This is a genomic window from Syntrophotaleaceae bacterium, assembly GCA_041390365.1.
Classification (GTDB): domain Bacteria; phylum Desulfobacterota; class Desulfuromonadia; order Desulfuromonadales; family Syntrophotaleaceae; genus JAWKQB01.
The window spans coordinates 103,899-126,453 of record JAWKQB010000003.1; the positions used below are offsets into that span (position 1 = coordinate 103,899).

18 protein-coding genes are annotated in these 22,555 nt (G+C 57.4%); 10 read left to right on the top strand and 8 right to left on the bottom strand.

What is annotated here, in order from left to right:
* The first annotated feature begins 3 nt into the window (after nt 1-3).
* The 5 genes from hemA (at nt 4) to R2940_13035 (ending at nt 6,410) form a co-directional block, all read left to right on the top strand.
* Entirely contained in the window at nt 4-1,290 is a 1,287-nt protein-coding gene (gene hemA, locus R2940_13015) for a glutamyl-tRNA reductase (protein ID MEZ4600702.1), read from the top strand.
* A 78-nt stretch (nt 1,291-1,368) separates the two neighbouring features.
* Nucleotides 1,369-2,316, top strand: coding sequence for a hydroxymethylbilane synthase (gene hemC, locus R2940_13020; protein MEZ4600703.1), 948 nt, complete (start codon nt 1,369-1,371; stop codon nt 2,314-2,316).
* Nucleotides 2,317-2,360: 44 nt separating this feature from the next.
* Entirely contained in the window at nt 2,361-3,899 is a 1,539-nt protein-coding gene (cobA, locus tag R2940_13025; GenBank protein ID MEZ4600704.1) for a uroporphyrinogen-III C-methyltransferase, read from the top strand.
* A 201-nt stretch (nt 3,900-4,100) separates the two neighbouring features.
* Nucleotides 4,101-5,078 (top strand): porphobilinogen synthase, encoded by a 978-nt coding sequence (hemB, locus tag R2940_13030; GenBank protein MEZ4600705.1) that lies wholly within the window; start codon nt 4,101-4,103, stop codon nt 5,076-5,078.
* A 42-nt stretch (nt 5,079-5,120) separates the two neighbouring features.
* Complete coding sequence (locus R2940_13035; GenBank protein ID MEZ4600706.1) at nt 5,121-6,410, top strand: pitrilysin family protein; 1,290 nt, start codon at nt 5,121-5,123, stop codon at nt 6,408-6,410.
* A 251-nt stretch (nt 6,411-6,661) separates the two neighbouring features.
* Here R2940_13035 and R2940_13040 read toward each other — a convergent pair whose 3' ends face one another.
* Nucleotides 6,662-7,489 (bottom strand): hypothetical protein, encoded by an 828-nt coding sequence (locus tag R2940_13040; protein MEZ4600707.1) that lies wholly within the window; start codon nt 7,487-7,489, stop codon nt 6,662-6,664.
* Nucleotides 7,490-7,856: 367 nt separating this feature from the next.
* Here R2940_13040 and R2940_13045 point away from each other — a divergent pair, with 367 nt between their 5' ends.
* A complete protein-coding gene (locus R2940_13045) occupies nt 7,857-8,366 on the top strand; it encodes a peptidoglycan-binding domain-containing protein (protein ID MEZ4600708.1) in 510 nt (169 codons plus the stop codon).
* Between the two features lie 192 nt (nt 8,367-8,558).
* On the top strand, nt 8,559-9,395 hold the full coding sequence (locus tag R2940_13050) for an SDR family NAD(P)-dependent oxidoreductase (GenBank protein MEZ4600709.1): 837 nt from the start codon (nt 8,559-8,561) through the stop codon (nt 9,393-9,395).
* Between the two features lie 19 nt (nt 9,396-9,414).
* Here R2940_13050 and R2940_13055 read toward each other — a convergent pair whose 3' ends face one another.
* A complete protein-coding gene (locus R2940_13055) occupies nt 9,415-10,803 on the bottom strand; it encodes an aldehyde dehydrogenase family protein (protein MEZ4600710.1) in 1,389 nt (462 codons plus the stop codon).
* Between the two features lie 159 nt (nt 10,804-10,962).
* Here R2940_13055 and crtI (R2940_13060) point away from each other — a divergent pair, with 159 nt between their 5' ends.
* Nucleotides 10,963-12,462 (top strand): phytoene desaturase family protein, encoded by a 1,500-nt coding sequence (gene crtI / locus R2940_13060; GenBank protein MEZ4600711.1) that lies wholly within the window; start codon nt 10,963-10,965, stop codon nt 12,460-12,462.
* Nucleotides 12,459-13,952 carry a phytoene desaturase family protein gene (crtI, locus tag R2940_13065; protein MEZ4600712.1) on the top strand — a complete coding sequence of 498 codons (1,494 nt, stop codon included), beginning with the start codon at nt 12,459-12,461 and terminating at the stop codon, nt 13,950-13,952. The genes crtI (R2940_13060) and crtI (R2940_13065) overlap by 4 nt, the downstream gene beginning before the upstream one ends.
* A 47-nt stretch (nt 13,953-13,999) precedes the next feature.
* Here the strand turns inward: crtI (R2940_13065) and R2940_13070 are convergent, their stop codons facing one another.
* Entirely contained in the window at nt 14,000-14,521 is a 522-nt protein-coding gene (locus tag R2940_13070; GenBank protein MEZ4600713.1) for a cytochrome c, read from the bottom strand.
* Nucleotides 14,522-14,536: 15 nt separating this feature from the next.
* Nucleotides 14,537-15,853 carry a ferric reductase-like transmembrane domain-containing protein gene (locus R2940_13075; GenBank protein ID MEZ4600714.1) on the bottom strand — a complete coding sequence of 439 codons (1,317 nt, stop codon included), beginning with the start codon at nt 15,851-15,853 and terminating at the stop codon, nt 14,537-14,539.
* A gap of 412 nt (nt 15,854-16,265) precedes the next feature.
* On the opposite strand from R2940_13075, the gene R2940_13080 reads away from it, so the two are divergent.
* Nucleotides 16,266-16,553, top strand: a complete 288-nt coding sequence (locus R2940_13080) for a hypothetical protein (protein MEZ4600715.1) — start codon at nt 16,266-16,268, stop codon at nt 16,551-16,553.
* A 592-nt stretch (nt 16,554-17,145) separates the two neighbouring features.
* Here R2940_13080 and R2940_13085 read toward each other — a convergent pair.
* The 4 genes from R2940_13085 to R2940_13100 form a co-directional block, all read right to left on the bottom strand.
* Nucleotides 17,146-17,841: a hypothetical protein gene (locus R2940_13085; GenBank protein ID MEZ4600716.1), complete on the bottom strand. Its 696-nt coding sequence runs from the start codon at nt 17,839-17,841 to the stop codon at nt 17,146-17,148.
* A gap of 142 nt (nt 17,842-17,983) precedes the next feature.
* Complete coding sequence (locus tag R2940_13090; GenBank protein ID MEZ4600717.1) at nt 17,984-20,689, bottom strand: hypothetical protein; 2,706 nt, start codon at nt 20,687-20,689, stop codon at nt 17,984-17,986.
* Complete coding sequence (locus tag R2940_13095) at nt 20,686-21,237, bottom strand: hypothetical protein (GenBank protein ID MEZ4600718.1); 552 nt, start codon at nt 21,235-21,237, stop codon at nt 20,686-20,688. Before R2940_13095 ends, R2940_13090 begins: the two co-directional genes overlap by 4 nt.
* Complete coding sequence (locus R2940_13100; protein ID MEZ4600719.1) at nt 21,234-22,451, bottom strand: hypothetical protein; 1,218 nt, start codon at nt 22,449-22,451, stop codon at nt 21,234-21,236. Before R2940_13100 ends, R2940_13095 begins: the two co-directional genes overlap by 4 nt.
* Nucleotides 22,452-22,555: the final 104 nt, after the last annotated feature.

Here is a 22,555-nt window from a genome sequence, read left to right on the forward strand (position 1 = left end):
GCCATGAATATCATTGCCGTCGGCCTCAATCACAAAACCGCCCCCGTGGAAATCCGCGAACAGGTGGCCTTCTCCGCCGATTCCCTGGTTTGCCCCCTGGAACGCCTGATCCGGCTGCCGGAAGTCGTCGAGGGTCTCATTCTTTCGACCTGCAACCGGGTCGAACTCTATGCCACCGGTCTCGATGCCGCGGCCGCCGTCGCCCGGATCAAGAACTTTCTCGCCGATTTTCACCAGGTGCCGGTGGCGACCCTGACTCCCCATTTCTACGAATACCGGGGCGAGGCGGCCATCCGCCACCTGTTTCGGGTCGCCGCCAGTCTCGATTCCATGGTCATCGGCGAACCCCAGATACTCGGTCAGCTCAAGGAGGCCTTTCTCTCCGCCCAGGCCTGTCAAAGCGCTGGCCTGATTCTGACCCGCCTGCTGCACAAATCCTTTTCCGTGGCCAAGCGGGTGCGCACGGAAACGGATATCGCCTGCCAGGCCGTGTCCATCTCCTATTCGGCCGTCGAACTGGCGCGCAAGATCTTCGGCGATCTGCGCAGCCGCTCGGTTCTGATCCTCGGCGCCGGCGAGATGTGCGAACTGGCGGCCCGCCATCTGGTCCAGCACCAGGTCGCCGGGGTGGTTGTGGCCAACCGCACCTATTCCCGGGCGGTAGAGCTGGCCGAACGGTTCGGCGGCCGCGCCGTCCAACTGGACGACATCGATGACCAGCTGCAGCAGGCCGACATCGTCCTGGCCTCGACCGGCGCCGGCGAGCACCTGCTGACCCGCAGCCGGGTCGAAGAGGTTATCCGCCGACGCAAGAACCGGCCCATGTTCTTCATCGACATTGCCGTACCGCGCAACATCGATCCCGAGATCAACGAAATCGACAATGTCTACCTTTACGATATCGACGATCTGCAGAGCGTCATTGAGGCGAATCTGAAAGAGCGGCGCAAAGCCGCCGAAAAAGCCGAAATCATCATCGACCAGGAGATCGTGCGCTTTCAGGCCTGGCTGGCCGGACTCGAAATCGCCCCGACCATCGCCGCCCTGCGTCACCGTCTGGAGGATATCCGCCGCGGGGAGCTGGAAAAGACCTTGGCGCAACTGAAGGATCTCGGCCCCAGGGAGCGGGAGGCGATCGATTCCCTGACCGCGGCCATCGTGAAAAAGATCCTGCACCAGCCGATCACCGTACTGAAGAAATCGCAGAACGACATGGAAGGGGAACAGTATCTGGAAGCGGTGCGGAAGCTTTTCGATCTGGATCTGCCGCCGAACGGGAACGGAGAGTAAAGAATCGGAGCCGTCCGAAAACACCCTCGATTCCGACGAGCCCGATAACCGGTCAGGTCATTGAATAAAAGGATTTATATGAAAAAGAACCTTCTGCGCATCGGCACCCGGGCCAGCATGCTGGCGCTCTGGCAGGCCAACTGGGTCCGTGACCGCCTGGAGGAGCGCCATACCGGCTTGGAGGTGGAGCTGGTCAAAATCCGCACTCAGGGAGACCGGATCCTCGATACACCACTGGCCAAGATCGGCGGCAAGGGACTCTTCGTCAAGGAGATCGAGGAAGCCTTGCTGGACGGCCGGGTCGACCTGGCCGTGCATTCCATGAAGGATGTGCCGACGCTGCTGCCTGCAGGGCTCGAGCTGCGCTGCACGACCGAACGTGAGGATGCGCGGGACGTGGTGGTGCTCCGGGAAGGGGTGGCCGGGTTTCGCGATCTTGCGCCAAAGGCCCGGATCGGTACCTCCTCCCTGCGGCGGAAGGCTCAGTTGCTGCATTACCGCCCGGATCTCGAAATGATCGACCTGCGGGGCAATGTCGAAACCCGTCTGCGGAAACTGGAGGAGGAAGGGCTCGACGGGATCGTGCTCGCCGCGGCGGGCCTGAAACGGCTCGGCTTCGAAAACCGGATCAGTGAATGCCTGGCCGTGGACTTCTGTCTGCCTGCCATCGGCCAGGGCGCATTGGGACTGGAATGCCGGATCGACGACAGTCAGACCCATGCCCTGCTCGATTTCCTTCATCACCCCGCCACCGGCTATGCCGTGGCCGCCGAGCGGGCTTTTCTGCACCGCCTGGAAGGTGGGTGCCAGGTGCCGGTGGCGGCTCACGGCCGGGTCGAGGGGGATCGAATTCAGCTCGAAGGGCTGGTTGCCAGTCCCGACGGCCGTCAGCTGATCCGGGACCGGATTGAAGGACCTGTCTCTGAAGCCGGGAGGATTGGCACTGCACTGGCCGAAGACCTGTTGCGCCGGGGCGCCGCCGAAATCCTCACCGAGGTGTACGGCCGGGCACCGCGGCCGGCCTGAAACAAAGGGGCGATTCCATGAATCGCCCGCACAGGGGAATCCCCATGCACAAAGGCATTGTCTATCTCATCGGCGCCGGTCCCGGAGACCCCGGTCTGATTACCGTCAAGGGGCTGAACTGTCTGCGCCGGGCCGAAGTGGTGATCTACGACTATCTGGCCAATCCGGTCCTGCTGGAGGAAGCCCCGCCGGAAGCCGAGCGAATCTATGTGGGCAAGACCAGGGGGCGTCACCATCTGCCCCAGTCGGAAATCAACGCGCTGCTGATTGAAAAGGCACGGCAGGGACGGGTTGTAGCGCGTCTCAAGGGCGGGGATCCCTACGTATTCGGACGGGGCGGTGAGGAGGCCGAGGAGCTGCAGTCTGCCGGGGTACCCTTCGAGGTCGTTCCCGGCATTTCGGCCGGTTTCGCGGCTGCGGCCTATGCCGGCATCCCTCTGACCCACCGGGACTACACCACCAGCCTCGCCCTCATCACCGGGCATGAAAATCCGGAAAAAAAGGTATCCAGTCTCGACTGGGAGAAGCTGTCCACCGGAGTGGGAACTCTGGTATTTTATATGGGCATGAGCAACCTGGAGCTGATCGCCGAACAGCTGCAGGCTCACGGCCGGTCTCCCGATACTCCGGCGGCGGTCATTCGCTGGGGGACCACTCCACAGCAGCAGACCATTACCGGAACCTTGACCGACATCGTCGAGCGGGTGCGGGAGGCAGACATAAAACCTCCGGCGATCATCGTGATCGGCGAAGTGGTCGAGTTACGGGAAAAACTTCGCTGGTTCGACAACCGGCCTCTGTTCGGGCGCTCTGTGCTGGTAACGCGAGCCATCCACCAGGCCCGGGAATTGTCCGCTCTACTGTGCAACGCGGGCGCGAAGGTTTTCTGTCTGCCGACTCTGGAGCTCGGGCCTCCCGAAAGCTGGCGGGAACTGGACGATGCGATTGCCCGGCTGGAAGAAACTGACCTGCTGATACTCACCTCGGTGAACGGAGTCTCCGCTTTCTTCTCCCGCCTCACTGCGGCAGGGCTGGACAGCCGGGCGCTGCACGGGTTGAAGGTGGTGGCTGTCGGACCCAAAACTGCCGCCGCCCTGACCGCCCATGGTCTGGTAGCCGACCTCGTTCCCGCCGATCACCGGGCGGAAGGTGTGGTGGCCTTGCTGCGGGAACGGGGGGTCGAGGGTCAGCGGATTCTCTATCCCCGCTCGGCCCTGTCCCGCGACCTGATCTGCAGGGAACTGACGGCGGCAGGCGCCTTTGTTTCCGCTCCGGTGGCATATCGCACGCTGCAACCGGCAGTCGAAGCGGAGCGGCTGCGGCAGACCCTCGTCGAAACCCGGATCGATGCCGTCACCTTCACCTCCTCTTCGGCGGTGGACAATTTCCTGGCTCTGCTTGATCAGGCCGATGTAAGCCTGTCGCCGGACATCGCCGTCGCCTCCATCGGCCCGCTGACCACAGAATCGGTTCGGCGTCACGGTTTGAAGGTGGCGGTGGAGGCGAAAATCGCCACGAGCGAGGCTCTGCTGGAGGCACTGGAGGAGTACTTCTCTTCATCCTCCTTACTCAGGACGGACTGAACCAGGGTTTTGCCTTCCAACAGCAGCCTCTTGACGTTCTGTTGGAAAGAGGACAATCCTGCCGTGCAGAACGGCAGAACCCTCCGCAGATCGCTTACCGGCTCCGCCGATTGCTAGCCGTCCGGTGCCGCCCACTGCAAGTAGGGACTGCCGGTTTAACATCTATAGGACCTTGGACCCGCCTCTATAAAGGAGCTTCCGATGTTTTTTCCTGAATATCGCGCCCGCCGTTTGCGCCGTACGGCCACTCTACGCCGCATGGTGCGGGAAACGGAGCTGCAGGTCGGCGATTTCATCTACCCCCTGTTCAGCGCCTTCGGTGAGAATATTCGCCGGGAAATCCCTTCCATGCCGGGAATTTTCCAGCTTAGCATCGAGCACCTGCTGGCTGAAGCCCGGGAAGCCTTCGAACTCGGTATTCCCGCCGTGATCCTGTTCGGCATTCCCGAAAGCAAGGATCCCCTTGGAAGCGACGGCTACAGCGAGGACGGCATCATCCAGCGGACGGTGACGGCCCTCAAGGCCGAGCTTCCCGAACTGGTCGTCATCACCGACGTCTGCCTCTGCGAGTATACCGACCACGGCCACTGCGGCGTCATCAAGGGATCGGACGTCGATAACGATTCCACCCTTCAGCTGCTTGCGGCCCAGGCCCTGTCCCACGCCCGGGCCGGCACCGACATCGTCGCTCCCAGCGACATGATGGACGGCCGGGTTGCGGCGATCCGGGAAATGCTCGATGCCAACGGCTTTCAGCACATTCCGATCATGAGCTACGCAGTGAAGTACGCCAGTGCCTTCTACGGCCCTTTTCGCGACGCCGCCCAGTCGGCGCCCCAGTTCGGAGACCGCCGCAGCTACCAGATGGATCCGGCCAACCGGCGCGAGGCCTTGCGGGAGGCTGCCCTCGATGTGCAGGAATGCGCCGATTTTCTGATGGTCAAACCGGCCCTGGCCTACCTCGATATCATTCGCGATCTGCGCGAACGTTTCGACCTCCCCCTCGCGGCTTATAACGTGTCCGGCGAGTATGCCATGCTCAAGGCGGCCGCCCGGCAGGGTTGGATCGATCACGACAGAGTGATGCTCGAACTGCTGACCGGGATCAAGCGGGCCGGGGCCGACCTGATCATCACCTATCATGCCAAGGAAGCAGCGCGGCTGCTCGGTGGCCGATAAACCGGAGCAATCCGCAACCCCACAGGAAAGCTGTTCGATTTTATGAAAGACTATCGCCTGGACACACTGGCAAACGGCCTGCGCCTGCTGACCGTGCCGATGCCTCATCTCCACAGCGCCGAACTGGCCTGTTATGTCGGCGTGGGCAGCCGCTTCGAACCTCGCCGCCTGGCCGGCATTTCCCATTTTCTCGAGCACATGCTGTTCCGCGGCTCGGTCGACTACCCTTCGAATCTCGATCTGGAATGGCAGTTCGAAGCCATCGGCGGCACCATAAACGCCGCAACCGATGCCGAAACCACCTGCTACCACTCGCGCCTGCATCCGGATCAGATCGGCAAGGGGCTCGAGCTGCTCGCTTCCATGCTCCGTCGTCCTCTGTTCAAGGATGTGGAGATCGAGAGGAAAATTATTCTGGAAGAGGCCCTGGAAGATCTTAACCAGGATGGGGAAGAAATCAGTCCCGATCTGCTGATGGCCCGGCTGCTGTGGCCCGACCATCCCCTGAGCCAGCCCACCATCGGTCTTCAGGCCTCCATTGCCGCCATGACCACAGAGGACCTGCTGGCCCATCATCGAACCTACTATGTGCCGGCCAACACGGTCATAGCTCTTGCCGGGCGTATCGATCGGCAGGCGGCTCTGCAGGCTGCTGAAACCATATTCGGCGACTGGCAGGGGGATCAGGCGCCGTCTGCGCCGCCTTTGTTGGAAACCGTTGGAGATTCGGGGCCGGGCGCCGTCTGGAAGTACGATCCCGACTCCCAGGTCAATATCCAGATCGCCTTCAAGGTTCCCGGTCGGGAAAGCGGTCATACCCCGGCCCTGCGCATGCTGCGGCGCGTTCTGTCCGGCGGGGGCACGGCCCGTCTGATGCTGGAGCTGCGGGAAAATCTGGGCCTGACCTACAATGCCGAGGCACACCTGACCCTGTTCGTCGAGAGGGGCAGTTTCACCGTCGACCTGTCGGTCATGCCGGATAATCTGGTCAGGGCCGTAAACGAAGTTCTTGCCATCTTCGAGGACCTCTGCGCCGTTCCGGTTGGAGAGAGGGAGTTGGAGCGGGCGGTGCGCAACTACCTCTATGACCTCGATTTCACCCACGATCATGCCGATGTCCTGGCGAATCGTTACGGCTGGGGGCTGATCACCGGTTATCTGAAGACCCTGGACGACGAAAAGCGGGAGGCTGTCTCCGTGAATTCAAGCCAGATGCAGATCACCGCCCGGGAAGTCTTCACGCGGGAGAACCTGCGAATGGCGGTGGTCGGCCCCTTTGCCAAGAAGGATCGCCGTCAGGTGGAGAAGAGGCTGGCCGGTTTTAGAGCTTGAAATGCAAAAACATTAAATCGAAAGCTTTCACCACAGAGAACAGAGTTCATAGAGGCTCACAGAACCAAAATGGTCATTCCCGAGGCGATTTTAATCGGGAATTCAGTCGTTTAATCCTTGAAATCCTGGATGCCCGATAGAAGCACTCGGGCATGACGGAACAAATTTGCGAATGCATCATAGATTTTTTGAATGAAAGGGGCCTACTCAGGCAAACTTAAGAGCACCGCTCCATTAAGGGATTCCCGGGATTACGGAAAATCGGCGGGATTCAGCCTGGCGTGGGCCAGGATTTTTTCATTTTCGGCCAGGGCCCGGGGCAGGATGACGGTGACACCATACCCCTGCTCCAGAAGCTTGAGGCTCGACTCCGTCGTCCCTTTGTCCGAGGACGGGTCGGATGCGGCCGGATCCCGCAAGGAGCCTCGTTTCAGAAAACCGATGATTTCCTTGACATGGTTCAGGCCGATGGTGAACATGGCCTGACGCCTTTTTATCTTTCCTGCCGCGTGGGCCTGCTCCAACAGGTCGGGAATATTCTGCAGCATGACAGCGGTTCGCTCGACCTGAAGGCCGTCCAGTTTCGAAAGGATCGAAAGATCCTTTTCCCGGCCCGCCTTCTGCAGTAACTGGAGAATATTTCGATACAGCTGCTCGTTTTCCACCTGACCCAAAGGGATGCGGTAGCTGGAGTTCAACAGCATGTCGGCATTGACGAACCTTCGGGTATCGGCCAGCATGGCCTCAAGGGACCGATTGTCAAGACGGATGATATCCTCGTCGCTCCCTTCGGGCACGGATATTCCTTCCTGAGTTTTCAGGAAATACCCCTCCGGCAGCAGCATCCCCACCTTCTGTTGTTGAATCAGCCACTCCCCGATTCGATAGATTTCAGCCTGAACCCTGACAATCTCCTGATTGCATTCACCGGTCAAAGCACTGCGATGAGCCTGGCCGATTATATAGATCTGTTGCGGAAGGTGGCTGTTGACCTGATAGATCACCCGCCCGTACCCTCCGGCTGAATCCAGCTTCTGAACCGGATTGCCCTGAGCAAAGGAGGATACGGGGAAAAACATCCAGAGGGACAATCCGAAAAGGAGAAGTCTGACTGATAAACAATTGAAATTCTTAAATTTTCGGTAAAAGTAGAACATCTGCACCCTTGCCTGCGCCTAGATTCGAATGAAGACGATAAAGATTAATTTGTTATAACCATACGGGATTGCTGGGGTTTTTCGAAGGTTCCGGCTATCATATCCGAACCCTTTGTTTTTGCGCAACTTTTTATTGATTGACAAGCTTTAAAGTAATGTTAGAAGTAGACCATATGCGACAAGCCAACATCTTCCGGAAACCCCGGATCGCGCAGTATGTCTATTTGATTGAATCTCTTAGTTTCATCCCTGAAGTGGCCCCCTGAAAAAACCGAAGGGAGAAAAACACATGAAACGCACGATCTTGATCACCATGATGGCTTTCATTGCCGGTCTGTTCATTGCCGGCAACGGGTTTGCAGCAGGAGAGCATGGGCAGGAATGGGATTCGCAGAGCCAGGCCGGCATGACCCAGGACCAGGGAGCGGGCATGGCCCAGCAGATGACCAACCAGCAGGTGCGTACACTGCAGAACCTGTTGAATGAGAAAGGCTTCGACTCCGGGCCGGTCGACGGCATCATCGGCCCGAAAACGACCAGTGCTATCCGTAACTTCCAGGAATCCCGGGGCCTGGCTGCAACAGGCAGCCCGGACAGGGACACCCTTCAGGAGCTTGCCCCGGATGCCGAAACCCAGGAGCAGTTGGGCCTGTCGCCGGAGTTCGGCGAGGAAGGGATGGGACAACAGCAGCAACAGCAGGACATGGACACCCAACAGGATATGGAGAGCCAGCAGGACATGGGAACCCAGGAGCAGGATCAGATGGGCCCCGACCAATCAGGCACCAAGGACTGGTAAAGAATTAAAAAATTTGGTCCACTTTTGGGATACGCCAGGATTCAAGTCCTGGCGTTTTCTTTTCTCTGAAGAAGGAGACGCCTATGAAACCCTGAAACAATCGTTCCGCCGGGCCTTCCTGGGCAAACCGCCGGCCGGTGGCGATATATCCCCGAGCCTGGAGCAGAGGACCGGGTGAAAAGGATGTCGGCCATGAGCGAAAAGAGAAAACCGATCATTCTTCTAACCGGAGCAACCGACGGCCTCGGGCGACGGGTCGCCGAAGACCTGGCCGCCAACGGACACATCCTTCTGCTGCACGGACGCAACCCGGACAAGGGCAATGCCCTTGTGTCCAGAATTTGCAGCGCAACCGACAATCAACAGGTTTATTACTACAACGCCGATCTCGCATCCCTCCAGGAAGTCCGCAATCTGGCCGCCACCGTCACTTGGAACCACCCCTGCCTGGACGTCCTGATCAACAACGCCGGGCTGGGCGGCGGTCCCGGCCCGAAAAAACGCCAGATCAGCCGGGACGGCTTCGAATTGCGCTTTGCCGTCAATTACCTGGCCCCCTACCTTTTGACCCGCCTGCTCCTGCCCCTGCTGCGCCGTGGCGCGGAAAGCAACGGGACATCCCGCATCGTCAACATCGCCTCCAGTTGCCAGCAGGCCATCGATTTCGACAACCCGATGCTAGAGCGGGATTATGACGGCCTGCGGGCCTATTGCCAGAGCAAACTTGCGCTGGTGATGTTCACTTTCGATCTGGCCAGAGAACTCCAGGGAAGCGGGATCACCGTGAACGCCCTGCACCCCGCCTCGGCCATGAACACCAAGCTTTTGCGCCAATGGCACCGGATCCCCCGGCACTCGGTGAAAAAGGGGGCTCAGGCGGTGATAAGCCTGGCATTGTCCAATCGGGCGCGTTATACGTCCGGCCAATATTTCAACGGCGGCAAAATTCAACCGGCCAAAGACCCGGCCTACGACGAGGAGGCGCGGCAACGTTTACGCAGAATCAGCAGGGAATGGACCGGCCTCTGAGGGGCTTGGGGGGGTCCCCCTAGCGGATGAAGTATTTCATGGCTTTGCGGACCACATTCATCGGGGCCCTGTAGGGAGGATAGATGAAACTGAAGTCGGGGAAAAAAGGTTTGTCCAGCTCAGCCCGGCGATAGGAAAACTGATCGAAGCCGGCCTTGCCGTGGTAGCGCCCCATGCCGCTCATACCCACCCCGCCAAAGGGGAGGGAGGTGGAGGCAGCCACATGGAGCGTTCCGTTGAAAACCAGACTGCCGCTGACCGTTTTGCGGCGGACGAGGTCTTTGACCGACTCGTTTTTGGTAAAGCAGGACACGACCAGGGGCGGCGCCAGCTTCCGCAGTTTTTCGAGCAGTTCGTCAAGGTTCCGATATCGGCAGAGCGGCAGGATCGGACCGAAAATCTCTTCCTGGACCATGGGGGAATCAAAACCGTCTAACTCCAGGATGGTCGGCTCCATGAACAGCTCCCCGGAATCCGCCCCGCCCCCCACGAGAATCCTGCCCTCCGCCCGATTTTTGATCTCCTCCAGTCGGGTGAAATGCCGATTGTTGACAATTCGGCCCAAATCTTTCGATTCCCGGGGGTTTTTCCCGTAGAACCGTTCGAGGGTCCGGCACAGCTCGGCGGTGAAGTCGCTGTAGATATCCTCGTGGACAAAACAGGTATTGGGGGCCAGACAGGTCTGCCCGGCATTGAAAAATTTTCCCCAGGCCACCCGCCGGGCGGCCACGGTCAGGTCCACCTCGCCGTCGATTATGCAGGGGTTGCACCCGCCCAGCTCCAGCACGACAGGGATCAGACGTCCGGCGCAGGCCTGCATGACCTTTTTGCCGATTCCCGCCCCGCCGGTGAAAAAAACGATGTCCGGACCGGCCTCGATCATGCGGGCCGTGTCCTCGCCCCCGCCTTCAAAACAGGCAATTTCCAGAGGTTCGAAGAACCCGGTCAGTTTCTCCTGGAGAAGGCGGGCTGTATTCGGGGCATATTCGGAGGGTTTCAGGATCACCCGATTCCCGGCGGCCAGGGCGTTGACGGCAGGGACCGCCAGCAGCATAAAGGGATAGTTCCAGGGGCCGATAATCAGGGCGCTGCCATAGGGGACGGGATAATGGCGGCTTTTGGCCAAAACATTGAAGAGAGAGGTTTTCGCCCTGGCCGGCTTCATCCAATCCGCCAGGTGCTTTTTCGCCTTGCGCAGTTCGGCCAGAACCGGAACAATTTCGGAGGAGTAGATTTCCAGCGCCGGCCGCTTCATGTCGCCCGCAACCGCCTCGCAGATGGCCTTGCTGTTCGCGTTGGTGAATTGTTCAAAACGCCGCAACCGTTCCAGCCGCGTTTTCAGATCCGGAAGGCTCTCGGAAAACGACGCCCTTTTCTGCCCGGTCAGGATGTCCCTATATTCTCTCACGGAAACTTCTTCTCCCCTCAGGTCAGATCCTTGATTAATTTTCAGGTATAATACCGAAGAAACTGTTTTTTCAATGTCCCTTCGAGCATTGACGGGTTTTCCAAAAGCATACTCTGATCCTGTTGAAGCGCCAGCCTGAGATAGGGAGAAAGAATTTTCATGGTCGATTCCGAAAAACGGATTGTCGTCATCGGGGCCGGACTCGGAGGTCTCGCCGCCGCCTTAACCTGCGCATCCAAGGGTTTTCGCGTCGCCATCTTCGAAAAGAACGGCAAGATCGGGGGGAAACTCAACCTCTCCCGAAATCAGGGCTTTTCCTTCGATCTGGGACCCTCGATCCTGACTCTTCCGGCCCTCTTTCAGGAGCTTTTTGCCAAAGCCGGCCTGCGTCTTGAGGACCATGTTCCGATCCGGCCCCTGGAAACCCACTGGCGAAATTTTTTCGAGGACGGAACCCGCATCGATCTGGTGGCCGACCTGGAACGGCAGGCATCCCTGCTGGCCGCCGTCGATCCCGACGCTCCCGGTCAATTCGAACGCTTCCTGGCCTATGCCCGGCGGCAATACGAACTCTCCGACCGCAACTATCTGGCGGGGTTCGACAGCCCGAAGCAGATCATCCTCGACCTTCTGGGACAGGGCCTGTCCGGTCTCGACATGCTGCGATCCATGCACCAGGGAGTCGCTTCCCATTTCAGCCATCCCAGGCTGCAGGACATCTTCGACTATTTCGCCAAGTACATCGGGTCCTCCCCCTACAATGCGCCGGGGGTCATCAACCTCATGCCCTGGGTGCAGTACCGCTTTGGCCTCTGGTATGTGGACGGCGGCATGTACCGCCTGGCCGAGGGGTTGAAGAAAGCCCTGGAAAAGCTGTCCGTCGAAATTCATCTGAATAGAGAGGTTGTGGCCATAAAGACCTCGGGCGATACCGTGACCGGCATCACCCTGGCGGACGGAGAACAAAAACACGCGGATGTCGTCATTTCCAACATGGAAGTCATTCCGGCCCACGAAAAACTGCTGAAAACCTCTCCCGGCTGGTGGACCCGCCGAAAGCTCGAACCCGCCTGCTCCGGGCTGGTCATTCACCTTGGAGTGAAAAAAATCTATCCGCAGCTGGCCCATCACAATTTCCTCTTTTCCAGGGATTCCCGGGAGCATTTCCGGACTGTTTTCGACCGGCATCGCCTGCCGGAGGATCCGACCATCTACCTGGTCGCGCCCGCCCGAACCGATCCCTCCGTGGCCCCGGAGGGCTGCGACAATCTCAAACTTCTGCCGCACATCCCCCACCTCGACCCGCAAAACCCTGTTCCGGCAGAAGATTATGCCCGGCTGCGGGAGCGGGTGCTGGAAAAATGCGAACGGATGGGCTTGACCGATCTGCGCAAAAACATCATAGTCGAGGAAACCTGGACGCCACCGGACATCGAAAGGGAATACTATTCGAACCGAGGCGCCATCTACGGCGTGGTGACCGACCGATTCAAGAATATGGCGTTCAAGGCACCGAAACGGAGCCGCCGCTACCGGAATCTGTACTTCACCGGGGGCAGCATCAACCCCGGGGCCGGCATGCCGATGGTCACGGCCTGCGGGATGCAGGTCGGGGAGATGATCGCCGCATCAATAGAGGAGAACCGGAATCAGCCATGAGCAGAAAAGAGAAGCATGTCGTTGTTATCGGGGCCGGACCGGGCGGTTTGAGCGCCGCCATGATCCTGGCCAATCGGGGGTATCGGGTCTCGATCTATGAACGGGAGGACCGGGTCGGCGGCCGCAACCGCACCTTCGAGCTGGGCCCCTACAGCTTCGATCTGGGACCGACCTTTCTGATGATGGATTTTTTCCTGCGGGAAATCTTCCTGCTGGCCGGGAGGAAGATCGAGGATTATCTCTCCCTGGTGCGACTCGATCCCATGTACGAGCTGAATTTCGATAAGGACAGGCTGCTCCTGACCGACGACCACTACACCATGAAGGCGCGTCTGGCGCAGATGTTCCCGGGCGACGAGGAGGGGCTGGACAAGTTCCTGGAGAAGGAAAAAATCAAGTACGAAAAGATGTATCCCTGCCTGCGGAAGGATTACTCCACCCTGTCCTCCATGTTCCACAAGGATCTGCTGACGGCCCTGCCCTATCTCGATCTGCCCAAGAATATCTTCAGCAAGCTGGGCGATTATTTCACCGATGAAAGATGCCGCCTGGGGTTCACCTTCCAGGCCAAATACCTGGGCATGTCACCCTGGGAATGCCCGGCCGCTTTTACCATTCTGCCCTACATCGAACACGAGTACGGCATCTACCACGTTATGGGCGGGCTGGGCAAAATCTCCACGGCCATGGCGCAGGTCATCGAGGAACACGATGGCCAAATCCACCTGGGGCGGAAGGTTAACCGAGTTATGGTCAACGATCGGCGCCAGGCCCGGGGCGTGGAACTGGACGACGGAGAAAAGGTCGAGGCCGATGCGGTGGTGATCAACGCCGATTTCGGTCATGCGATGGAAACCCTGTTCGCCCCCGGGGTCATCCGCAAGTACTCCCCCGACAAACTGCGGCGGAAAAAATATTCCTGCTCCACCTTCATGATCTATCTGGGAGTAAACAGGCTCTACGACGAAGAGCACCACCAGATTATCTTCGCCGACGACTACAAGCGCAACATCGATGACATCATGTCCGGGCGCCCCCTCCACGAAGACATGTCGATCTACGTCAGGAACGCGAGCCGGACCGATGCGTCCCTGGCGCCGGAAAACCATTCGGCTCTCTACATCCTGGTGCCGGTCCCCAATTCCATGTCGGGGATTGTCTGGGATGCCGAACAGACGGCCAGCTATCGCAGCCAGGTAATGGAGCGGATCACCGAACGCACGTCCATGCGGGACCTGCAGGACCACATCGTCGTAGAGAGAATCATCACGCCCGCCGACTGGAAGAACGAGTATCATCTCTTCGAGGGCGCCACCTTCAATCTCGGCCACAATATCGGGCAGATGCTCTACTTCCGGCCCCACAACCGGTTCGAGGAAGTCGGCAACTGCTACCTGGTCGGCGGCGGCACTCACCCCGGATCGGGATTGCCGACGATTTACGAGTCGGGGCGGATCACCGCCAATCTGATCTTCAATGACCTGGTATGAGACCGGGCCCGGTCCCTGGTTTTCAAAAAAGGCCGATGCCTTTGCCGTCAAAGAGGACGCCGGGCATTCACCTCTGAGGGCGAAAGGTTTTTCCCTCGCCTGTCTTCAATATCTTCAGGAGTAAATAGTTTTTGGTCCGGTATCTGTCCGGCGCCGAAGCGGGTCAGGATGTAATCAATGATCGCTGCCAGCTCCGCATCCCGAATGTGACCCATAGGCGGCATCGGGGCTCCCCAACGGTCGCTGGTCAGCCCGTAGAGATGCAGGTCCACCAGATACTCCCGCCCCCCGGGAAAGGCAAGCATCCGATCGATGCCTGCAAGCCCCGGATACTGATCCCAACCCCTGCCCTTCTCGCCGTGGCAATTGGCGCAATTGCGCATATAGCCCTCTCGGCCAAGCTGTTTCCAGTCGAACTGCCGGGCCGGGGCAGACTCGAACCGTTCGAGCAGTGTCCCCTCATCCGTGAGGACGACCTGGGCGGATCGGAGCCAGCCGAACAGGGCCGCGGCGCCAAGCAGAAACAGGGCGATGGTATAGACAGCGATATTGCCGAGCAGATGCCGCATGATGACTGCTCCCGGTCAAGCCAGGCTGAAACGTTCGAGTTGAATGTCCGCATTCGGGACCCCGCGCTCGGTCAACAGGGCATGCACGGCGTCCATCATTGGCGGTGGTCCGCAGATGAAGAAATTTCGGTGAATCAACTCCTTGGGCAGGTGTTTCTGAAAAATCTTTTCGTCAATGAAACCACTCTCTCCCTGCCAGTTTTCCGGCGGTTTTTCAAGAACATAAACCACCTTGAGATCGAGCTTTTGCTTCAGCTGTTCGATGGTTTCGCGAAAGGCGATGTCCTTCCATTCGCGATCGGCGTAAAAGAGAACCACCGGCCGGGGATCTCTCCGATCGGCCATGCTGTGCAGAAACGACATCATCGGCGTGATGCCGACACCGCCCGCAATCAGGACGTAGCCCACCGCCGGGTAGCGGTCGATGCAGAATGCACCGTGGGGACCATCGAGGTAGGCGCGCGTTCCCGGCTTCACATCCTTGATGGTGCTGGTGAAGTCGCCCAGCGCCTTGATGCCGAATTCAATCGGGCTGCGGCACTTGTCGCTGGAGCTGAAACTGAAGGGGTGCTCCTCCAGGGTAAAAGGAGAAGGACCGAGCTTGAGCCAGGCGAACTGCCCGGGCAGGAACTGGATCCCTGCATGATCCTCCGCCTCCAGAACCAGGCTCCAGGTATTGCCCCGTTCCGGACGCACTTCCCTGACCCGCCACCGATTGCCCTGTTGCCAGGCAGGTTTGAGCAGGCGAAGGTAGAGCACCAGACCGACCATGGCCAGGGCGATGATGATCCAGATCGCGTGTTTCCAGAAGGAATTCGTGTAGAGGCCGGCCAGGGAGACATGCAATTGTGCAAAAACGATCGCCAGGATACCCAGCACCATGTGGGAAAAGCGCCAGTATTCATAGTCGAATTTCAACTTTTCACGGTAGAGGGTGGTGACGGCGATGGCCAGCAGGGAAACCACGCTCAGCAGCGCAAAACGACTGGCCCAGTTGCCGCCAAGGGGGTTGAGCAGTTTCAATCGTGACGGGTTATCCACCATAATGATCAAGGGATGAATCAGGACGGCCACAATGGCGACGAGAGCGAGGCGGCGGTGCAAAGAGAGGATAACGTCGATGCCATAGGGCCCTGTAACCGACTTGAATCGGGCAATCAGCACAAACTGTACCGCGATCTGCGTCAAGCCGAAAAACCCGAGGGCGATGGAGAATTCGAGCCAGAAAGGACGACCGGAAGGAGCGGGATAAACCAGCAGAATGCCCACCGGGAGCAGTACCACCGCCAGAAAAAGCATGATCCAGAAGAAACCCGTGATGGCCCTGTTCAATCGAGTCCTCCTTTGCGGAAAGTTTCTTGATTCTATCATCGGGTGGGGGGTTGTCAAAAACCATCCATTCCCCTCAATCTCCACGCGATTGTCCGTGGACACGGAAAAACGATTAGTGGCGATCAACATTTCGAAGGTGTCGGTTTATCGCCAACGCCAGTTACGCGAGGGACGGAATCAGTAAATAAAAAAGCTGCTTGCTCTGAACAAAGAGCAAGCAGCGATTTTCAGAATCCCTTGAGCAGGTATGGAATCCTCAGATCCGGATGGTCTTGTAGAGGAAATACTTGACCTTAACTTGTAAAGTACTTGTTTTTTCATCACTATTCATCACCCAACACCTGCTGGGTACGATATGGGTACGACGGTTTTTCAGAGGGGTTAGAGTCAAATCAATCGGTTTAACAGGGCAATGCGACTGAAAAAAGAAGACCATCGCGTCATTTTCCCAAAGCTGAAACCGCCAAGCTTCAGCGAAAGGAGAAAACGCGATGGTCGAATTATACTTTTGCAACATTTGCGAAAGGCCATTGATAATCCTGGTCTCGCAGTGGCTTTTCCAACCAAACTGTCCAAATCCAAAGTTTCTGAAATGGCCAAGTCACACGACAAGCGTGTTGAAGCTTTTCACATTCGTGCTTCTAAAGAGAAAAAACTATCATTTATCGATAAGAGGCTAGAGGATCAAAGACTGATCTAGGACTTAATGTCATTCTTTGACCAGAGAATGAATTTAAAGAGTTCGATCCGTGTTTTTATACTGACTCGTGTTTTGATAAATATTTTCATTTATGTAGTTTTCCAACTTATTCGAAGGATAGCGGACAGAGTTGCCCAACTTCAAAAAAGGTATACCTCCGCCAATAGTCCTGTCACGGCGCAGCTTGTGCACGGAAATTTTCAAAATTTCAGCGACTTCTTGTTCTGTCAGAAATTTCTCCACTTTCTAAAATCCTTTCACAGTTAAAATACTTGCCAGAAACACAGAGCCGAAAAATACATTTCAGCCAATCATTTAAATTGTTAACCCTACCTGAAGCAGAATCCATTTTTTGTTTCAACAACTTACCTTAAAATTTGGCACCTCCAAAGTTTGTTCTTGAAATGGATGATAGGATTAGATTTTTGTGGAGTCAATGGGCAGATGGAGGAGAGTCGCTGTCGGACTAAATTTTCGGGCCGTTTTTTGATATCAAAAAATCGACCTAAGTACTTGAATTTATTTAAATTAGATTTGTTAGGAAAAAATAATCGTTCTGGTCGACCCCAAAAACCCTTCATGCACGTCTTCGCTAACCTCTTATCAGCAAGGCTTCCTGCTCCAAGCCTGCCCCATAGCGATCAATCAGCATGAGAATGGCAGCAACTTCTGGATTTTTGGTTCTACGAAGGCGAGCCATAATTGAAGCGCTGTCCGCCAACAATCGCGGCTTGCCATATTTGCGAATCAGCTCTTCCAGGTCGGAAGGGCGGAAAAGTTCTACTCTGCCCAGACAAACTTCCTTATAACGGAGGTATTCGTCCAAGCCAACCGGGTCGTAATCACCGAAATGAATGATTCGGGCGCCCTCCATAGTTGGTGAGGCCAGCCAATCAAGGATTTTTTGGTCCAGTCGTCCTTCGGAAAACAGGGCCAAATCCACCTCCGTGGAAATTTTTTCTATATTCCAAAACACTTCGAGGTTTTCCACGATGGCCATGACCCCTCTAAATGTCCAGGTGGAGAGCCGATCTCGAGCCACCGCTGCAACCCCGGCCTGGGCTGTCCATGCTGCAATCTGGAGGGAATCCCCGCCGGCATTCAGCATACAACCCCTGAATCCGCGCAAAAGCACCGTTGCGGGGCATCTTCCCTTTGCTTTTTTGGAATCCCTCAATTCGGCCACTGCCCGAGCGCGAGACGGCAGTTCTTCCCTTTCCCCACACAGGCCTGAAGGATAGTTCTTTTCTGCAAATGCCTGTAAAGCAGCCGCATCCTTTACAACCACACGAATTCCTGCCCCTGCCCGCTCTTCCTGAAGAACGCCGGCATGAAGCAGACCCTTCAGACGACTGCGGTCCCGAGGACTGAGTCGGCTGGCCGGAAGGCCGCCCTGTTGAAGAAGGACTTGAAGCTTCTCGGCAAGAGAATCAACCGGCTTCATTCAGCCTCCTCTCGATGCGAACCAATGCTGTTTTGGGATCGAGGATCACCCGGCCATTTTCCTCACGAAGGAAATAGAGGTGATCGGCGGCCTCCATGGCCTCGGGACTGGCCAGCACGGCAACAAAACCCATCCGGCGCGCCTCCGCAACGATGGCAGCCAGATTATCCCGATCCAGACTGGAGGCCTCATCCAGATAAAAAGGGATGGAAACTTCCTTATGGGTCAAAAGCCCTTTGAGCAGGATCAGGTTGATCAGCACCTTGATGGTGATGGTGGTGCCGTTCGATTCGATGGAATCCAGGTGGGGGTAGCGTTTGGTCTGGCCATCGGCACTGGTGACCTCAAAGTGAAGGTCGAAGAGATCCGCCAATTCGACTTTGCGGTGCTGGCTGAGCAAATCTCCCAGATTTTGATGGGCTTGAGCGATGCTTGAGCTGTCCCCAAACAGAGGCAGGGCTTCCGCATCTACTACCGTGCGAATACGCTTGGTCCACTCGGGATGTTCTCGCAAAATCAGCTTGAGCCGGGCTAGGTTGGAGATCGAGATTTTTCCCAGGCGCCGATTCAGTTCATCGATCCGCGACTGCAGGGTTTCAAGATCGCGCAAGAGTCCTTTGAAGGCGTTCTGCAGACTTACCGCCAGGCCCCTCCAGAGTTCCTGCGCAGCATTCTCGCGCTCTTCAAGGGCGTCCAATTCAGATTGGAGGTTGGCCAGGGTTTCCGCCTCGCTGCCACCCAGGTACTTGCCGTAAGTTCGCTGTTCGATTCTTTGAAATTCTTCGGACAAACGGCGTGTTGCGGCATCCTGGTCGCGACTGAGAAGTTCATAACGATTACATAGCTCCGGCAGATCGAGGGAGGTTTCCGCCCAAGTCAGTAAAGGCCATTCCGGGTCCGGACGGACAAGGGCCTGGACCCGATTCAACATCTGATTCTTGCGACGTTCAAGGCGCTTTCCTTCCTCCTCCAGCCGGGCTCTCTCTTCTCCCAATTCCAGACGCCGGGCCTCCAGGCCATCGAGTTCCCGACTGAGCGTCTGATGCTCTTTTTCCAGTCCCTGACGTTCTTTCTCCCACACCTTTGCTTTCGGCTCGTTTTCCTGAAAGGTTTCGAAACGAGCCAGGCCTGCCACGATCTGCCGCCACTCTTGTTGAAAAGCTTTTTTGCCGGCCTCGAGGTGGGCGAAATTCTCTGCCGCCTCAAGCACCTTCTGCTCCCGGGCCAAACTCGCTTCGAGCTCGACAATCCGTTCCTCAAGCGTTTCGGCATCCAGGTATGGTTTCAGATCGGGGGCTCCAAGGGCGTCCAGGTGAATTTCGATGGCTTCGTCGCTGTAGATACCGTCCCTGACCCGGTCCGAGAGTCTCCGAAGACACCCCTCGAATTTGTCGGCATCCCGGAGCACTACTCCCTCCGGTCCCAGAGGAAGTCCAAGAATATCGGGGTTCCCCAAACGGAAAAGATCCTCCAGCGCCTGTTCAGGAATCAACTGCAGGAGATGGGAACTGAAATTTCCGGCGGACCTCTCCTTTTGGCGAAGCAGTCTGTTCAGGTCCGCCTCTGTCCTGGCGATGCGCTCGCGAACCCGGGCCGGGTTCTCTCCGACCCCCTGTGCGAGGGCCGAACCGAGTCGCTCCATCTCGGTTTCGAGCTGCTGCTGCCGGGTGCGTTCGAAATCGGGGAGGTAACCCTGAAACTCCCGGGCCTCTTCCGTATGCCGCTTCAGTCGTCCTTTCAGGTCCCCAATCTGCTGGAGCACTTCCGCCACCTGCTCCTTGACTTCCTTCTCCCGAGAGAGCTTCTGCCGTTCCTCCTCCGCCAGTTCGGTTGTCCGTATATCGAACTCAAGTTTTTGCCTGGAGATATCTTCTTCCATCGCTGAATAGGCATTGCGGATGGCCTCCCAGAGCCCTGGCAGTTGTTGCCTCAGCTGGTCACGTTCCCGGGCCAGATCGAGGACCCGCCGCACATCGTCGGCAATCGCCTTAAGTTCTCGTAGTTCCTCCGCCTCCCGGCATACCTTGCGGTACTGGCTGGAATAACCCGTTTCCAGATCGATGGAGCGTTGCTGGAATTCTCCCTGGTGAATATCCAGCAGAAACTGCTTGAGTTCATCCTGGCGCAGATGGGCCAAGCGCAGCAGGTTGCTGAAGGCGGCGCGAAACCTTGGATAGTGGTCCCGCTGACGAATGGGTACCAGGCCCAGATTCACCCCAAGGTTTTCCCCGAGACCGGTCAGGGCCGCCTGCAGGTGGCGCGGCTCAAGCTTTCTGAATTCCCTCGACGACAGACGGGCGTGGATTTCCTCCGGGGGACGAATCCGACGCTCCTCATCGATGAAATCGGCCAAGTCGTACTGCCCCTGGTAGGCGAAACGCTGGAACTCGTAACTGTGCATGGGACCCCGTCCCTGAACACCGACGACCTGGTAGCCGGCGGGGGTGAGGCATTCGAAAAGGATGTAGCTGTTGTGGTCGGGGAAATAGTATCGTCGGGTTTCTGCCATATCCCGGGAAAAATGCATGGTGCGCTGGTCATCAAGGTAGAGAAACTGCAGGACGGAAATGAGGGAGGTCTTCCCCACGTTGTTGGCCCCCACAAGGTGCAGGGGTCTCGCCAACTCAACTTCCCCGTAATCATATTTTCCCGAGCGCAGCAGAACCAGCCGGGATGGGCCGACGATGTTCATGCCCTCTCCCCTGCTTCGACCGCCTTCCCTTCCGTCGCCAGAATCTGGCTGCAGGCATCGAAAAACCGGTAGGCCGGCGCCCGGAAGCGAAAGGTTTCATCGGTGAGTTTCTGTACAAATCCGAATCTGTCAAGGTGCTGAACGATGCGCCGGAGACCATCCTCCTCCGTTATATCGATTTCCTTTAGATAGGCGCGATAACGGGCACTTTTCAAATGGGGCAGGTCGCCGATAGTGAAGGTTTTGGTCATCAGGGTCTCGACCACCGGCTCCCCCTGATCGGCAAGCGCCTCGATCAAAATAAAGATGAACACGGCCATCCTGGAACCCTGGGGACTGAGACTGTCTTTGCCTCGGAAATAGAAAAAATCCCGCGGGTGAACCACCAAGTGAAACCCGAGATGGCCAAAGAGGTCCTGGAAATCTTCCAGGTTATCCCGAAGGGCAAAGAAAGGTTTTCCGTCCTCTGAGCACAGGTGCCTGCCACGTCGCAAAGCGTCGAAGATTGCTTCCAGTTGCGGCAGAGCATAGGGGCTGTCTTTTTTCATGTATTTCTCTCCAATCGAACCGGCCGGGCAACCAGAATGGCCCCTGGGACTGGATAGCGCCGCTCTTCTTCTCCAAATCGGAGACTGGCCGTATCACCTAGAACAATTCTTCCGTAAGCGCGAAGGAGTTCACCCAGATTTGCCTCGGGATAGACGGCCAGCAGCCATGCCAGAAGATCGTCGACCGGGATCGATGCTTCCAAACGTGTCAGCAACTCCGAGGGCAGAATAACCTGAATAGGAGCCCCCTCCGATTCTTCCACCAAAGGCGGGGTTTCGGCAGGCTCATAGCCTTTGATGCCATGGATATAGGCCTCAAGGGATGTATCGGCAAAGGTTCCCTCAATACGCCAGACCGAAATGGCAAGCATCTCCTCCAGTTTCAGTGCAGCCAATCCCCGGCGGTCAAGTTGTTCCAGCGCCAGGGAGGCTCCACGCACCAGCTCGCTCTCCTTTTTAAGGGAAATATACAGTGGCTCCACCTCCCGCAGAGATTCCCGAAAATCTTCCGCCACCTCCCGCCGCAGCCTGAGGAGTCTTGCTCGGCAACGGGGAAACTCCCGGGACAAGGTGCCGTCGAGCTGAAAGGAGCGTGCTGCAGAGGCAAGAACCCGCTCCAGGTCGTCCAGATCGGTATCCATGGCTTGACGGACATCGATCAGGTCCCGAAGGGGTTCAAGATAACGGGTCCAGATCCGGTTGATGATTTCAAACCGCTCCCTGGTCGAGCGCTTCTCCCGGTTGGACTTGAGCTTGAGCACCTCGGCGATAATCGCCTCGCGGTTTGCATGGGAATCCTGCCGAATACGTTCGAGCAGTGCGGAGATATCTGCCAAAGCCCGAGCAGCCTGATTGCCAAGGTCCTGCCGGGCCGCGCCGTCAAGCTCCGCCCGCAATTGCTCCATGTCGCTGAGATACCCCTGAATGACCTTGGCTGACGTGAGGCGATGCTCCCGCAGCAGAAAGGAAAGAAGAGCCCGGATGGGGGAGGTCAGTTCGAATGTCGCGGTTGCGTCGGGGATAGGCTCAATGATGCCGAAAGTGAGCAACTGTTCGGAGACATGTGAAGCCGCCGGTTCTCCCTCTGAGCGGGAACGGCCGATCAAATCACGCAAGTCGGCTTCAGTCACCCCTTCGGATCGATAGAACAGGTCGATCAGAAGGGGGTAATAGCGAGCTGCAAAGCGGAAAAATGCCTGGGGGTTGGAAGCCATTGATTTTAATAACCACAGTTCAAAAATTCATCAATCATAAGGAGTCTGCCCCGCACTCGTGATCAAACTTGCCAACAGTTTCCCCTTGGCATCCATAAGCTCCC

Excerpts from the sequence above, each read along its gene's own strand:
- R2940_13080 (MEZ4600715.1), top strand. The coding sequence starts at position 16,266 with ATGCGACTGAAAAAAGAAGACCATCGCGTCATTTTCCCAAAGCTGAAA.
- crtI (MEZ4600711.1), top strand. The coding sequence starts at position 10,963 with ATGGTCGATTCCGAAAAACGGATTGTCGTCATCGGGGCCGGACTCGGA.
- hemA (MEZ4600702.1), top strand. The coding sequence starts at position 4 with ATGAATATCATTGCCGTCGGCCTCAATCACAAAACCGCCCCCGTGGAA.
- hemC (MEZ4600703.1), top strand. The coding sequence starts at position 1,369 with ATGAAAAAGAACCTTCTGCGCATCGGCACCCGGGCCAGCATGCTGGCG.
- R2940_13050 (MEZ4600709.1), top strand. The coding sequence starts at position 8,559 with ATGAGCGAAAAGAGAAAACCGATCATTCTTCTAACCGGAGCAACCGAC.
- R2940_13040 (MEZ4600707.1), bottom strand. The coding sequence starts at position 7,489 with ATGTTTTTCCCCGTATCCTCCTTTGCTCAGGGCAATCCGGTTCAGAAG.
- cobA (MEZ4600704.1), top strand. The coding sequence starts at position 2,361 with ATGCACAAAGGCATTGTCTATCTCATCGGCGCCGGTCCCGGAGACCCC.
- crtI (MEZ4600712.1), top strand. The coding sequence starts at position 12,459 with ATGAGCAGAAAAGAGAAGCATGTCGTTGTTATCGGGGCCGGACCGGGC.
- R2940_13045 (MEZ4600708.1), top strand. The coding sequence starts at position 7,857 with ATGAAACGCACGATCTTGATCACCATGATGGCTTTCATTGCCGGTCTG.
- R2940_13095 (MEZ4600718.1), bottom strand. The coding sequence starts at position 21,237 with ATGAAAAAAGACAGCCCCTATGCTCTGCCGCAACTGGAAGCAATCTTC.
- R2940_13090 (MEZ4600717.1), bottom strand. The coding sequence starts at position 20,689 with ATGAACATCGTCGGCCCATCCCGGCTGGTTCTGCTGCGCTCGGGAAAA.
- R2940_13070 (MEZ4600713.1), bottom strand. The coding sequence starts at position 14,521 with ATGCGGCATCTGCTCGGCAATATCGCTGTCTATACCATCGCCCTGTTT.
- R2940_13035 (MEZ4600706.1), top strand. The coding sequence starts at position 5,121 with ATGAAAGACTATCGCCTGGACACACTGGCAAACGGCCTGCGCCTGCTG.
- hemB (MEZ4600705.1), top strand. The coding sequence starts at position 4,101 with ATGTTTTTTCCTGAATATCGCGCCCGCCGTTTGCGCCGTACGGCCACT.
- R2940_13100 (MEZ4600719.1), bottom strand. The coding sequence starts at position 22,451 with ATGGCTTCCAACCCCCAGGCATTTTTCCGCTTTGCAGCTCGCTATTAC.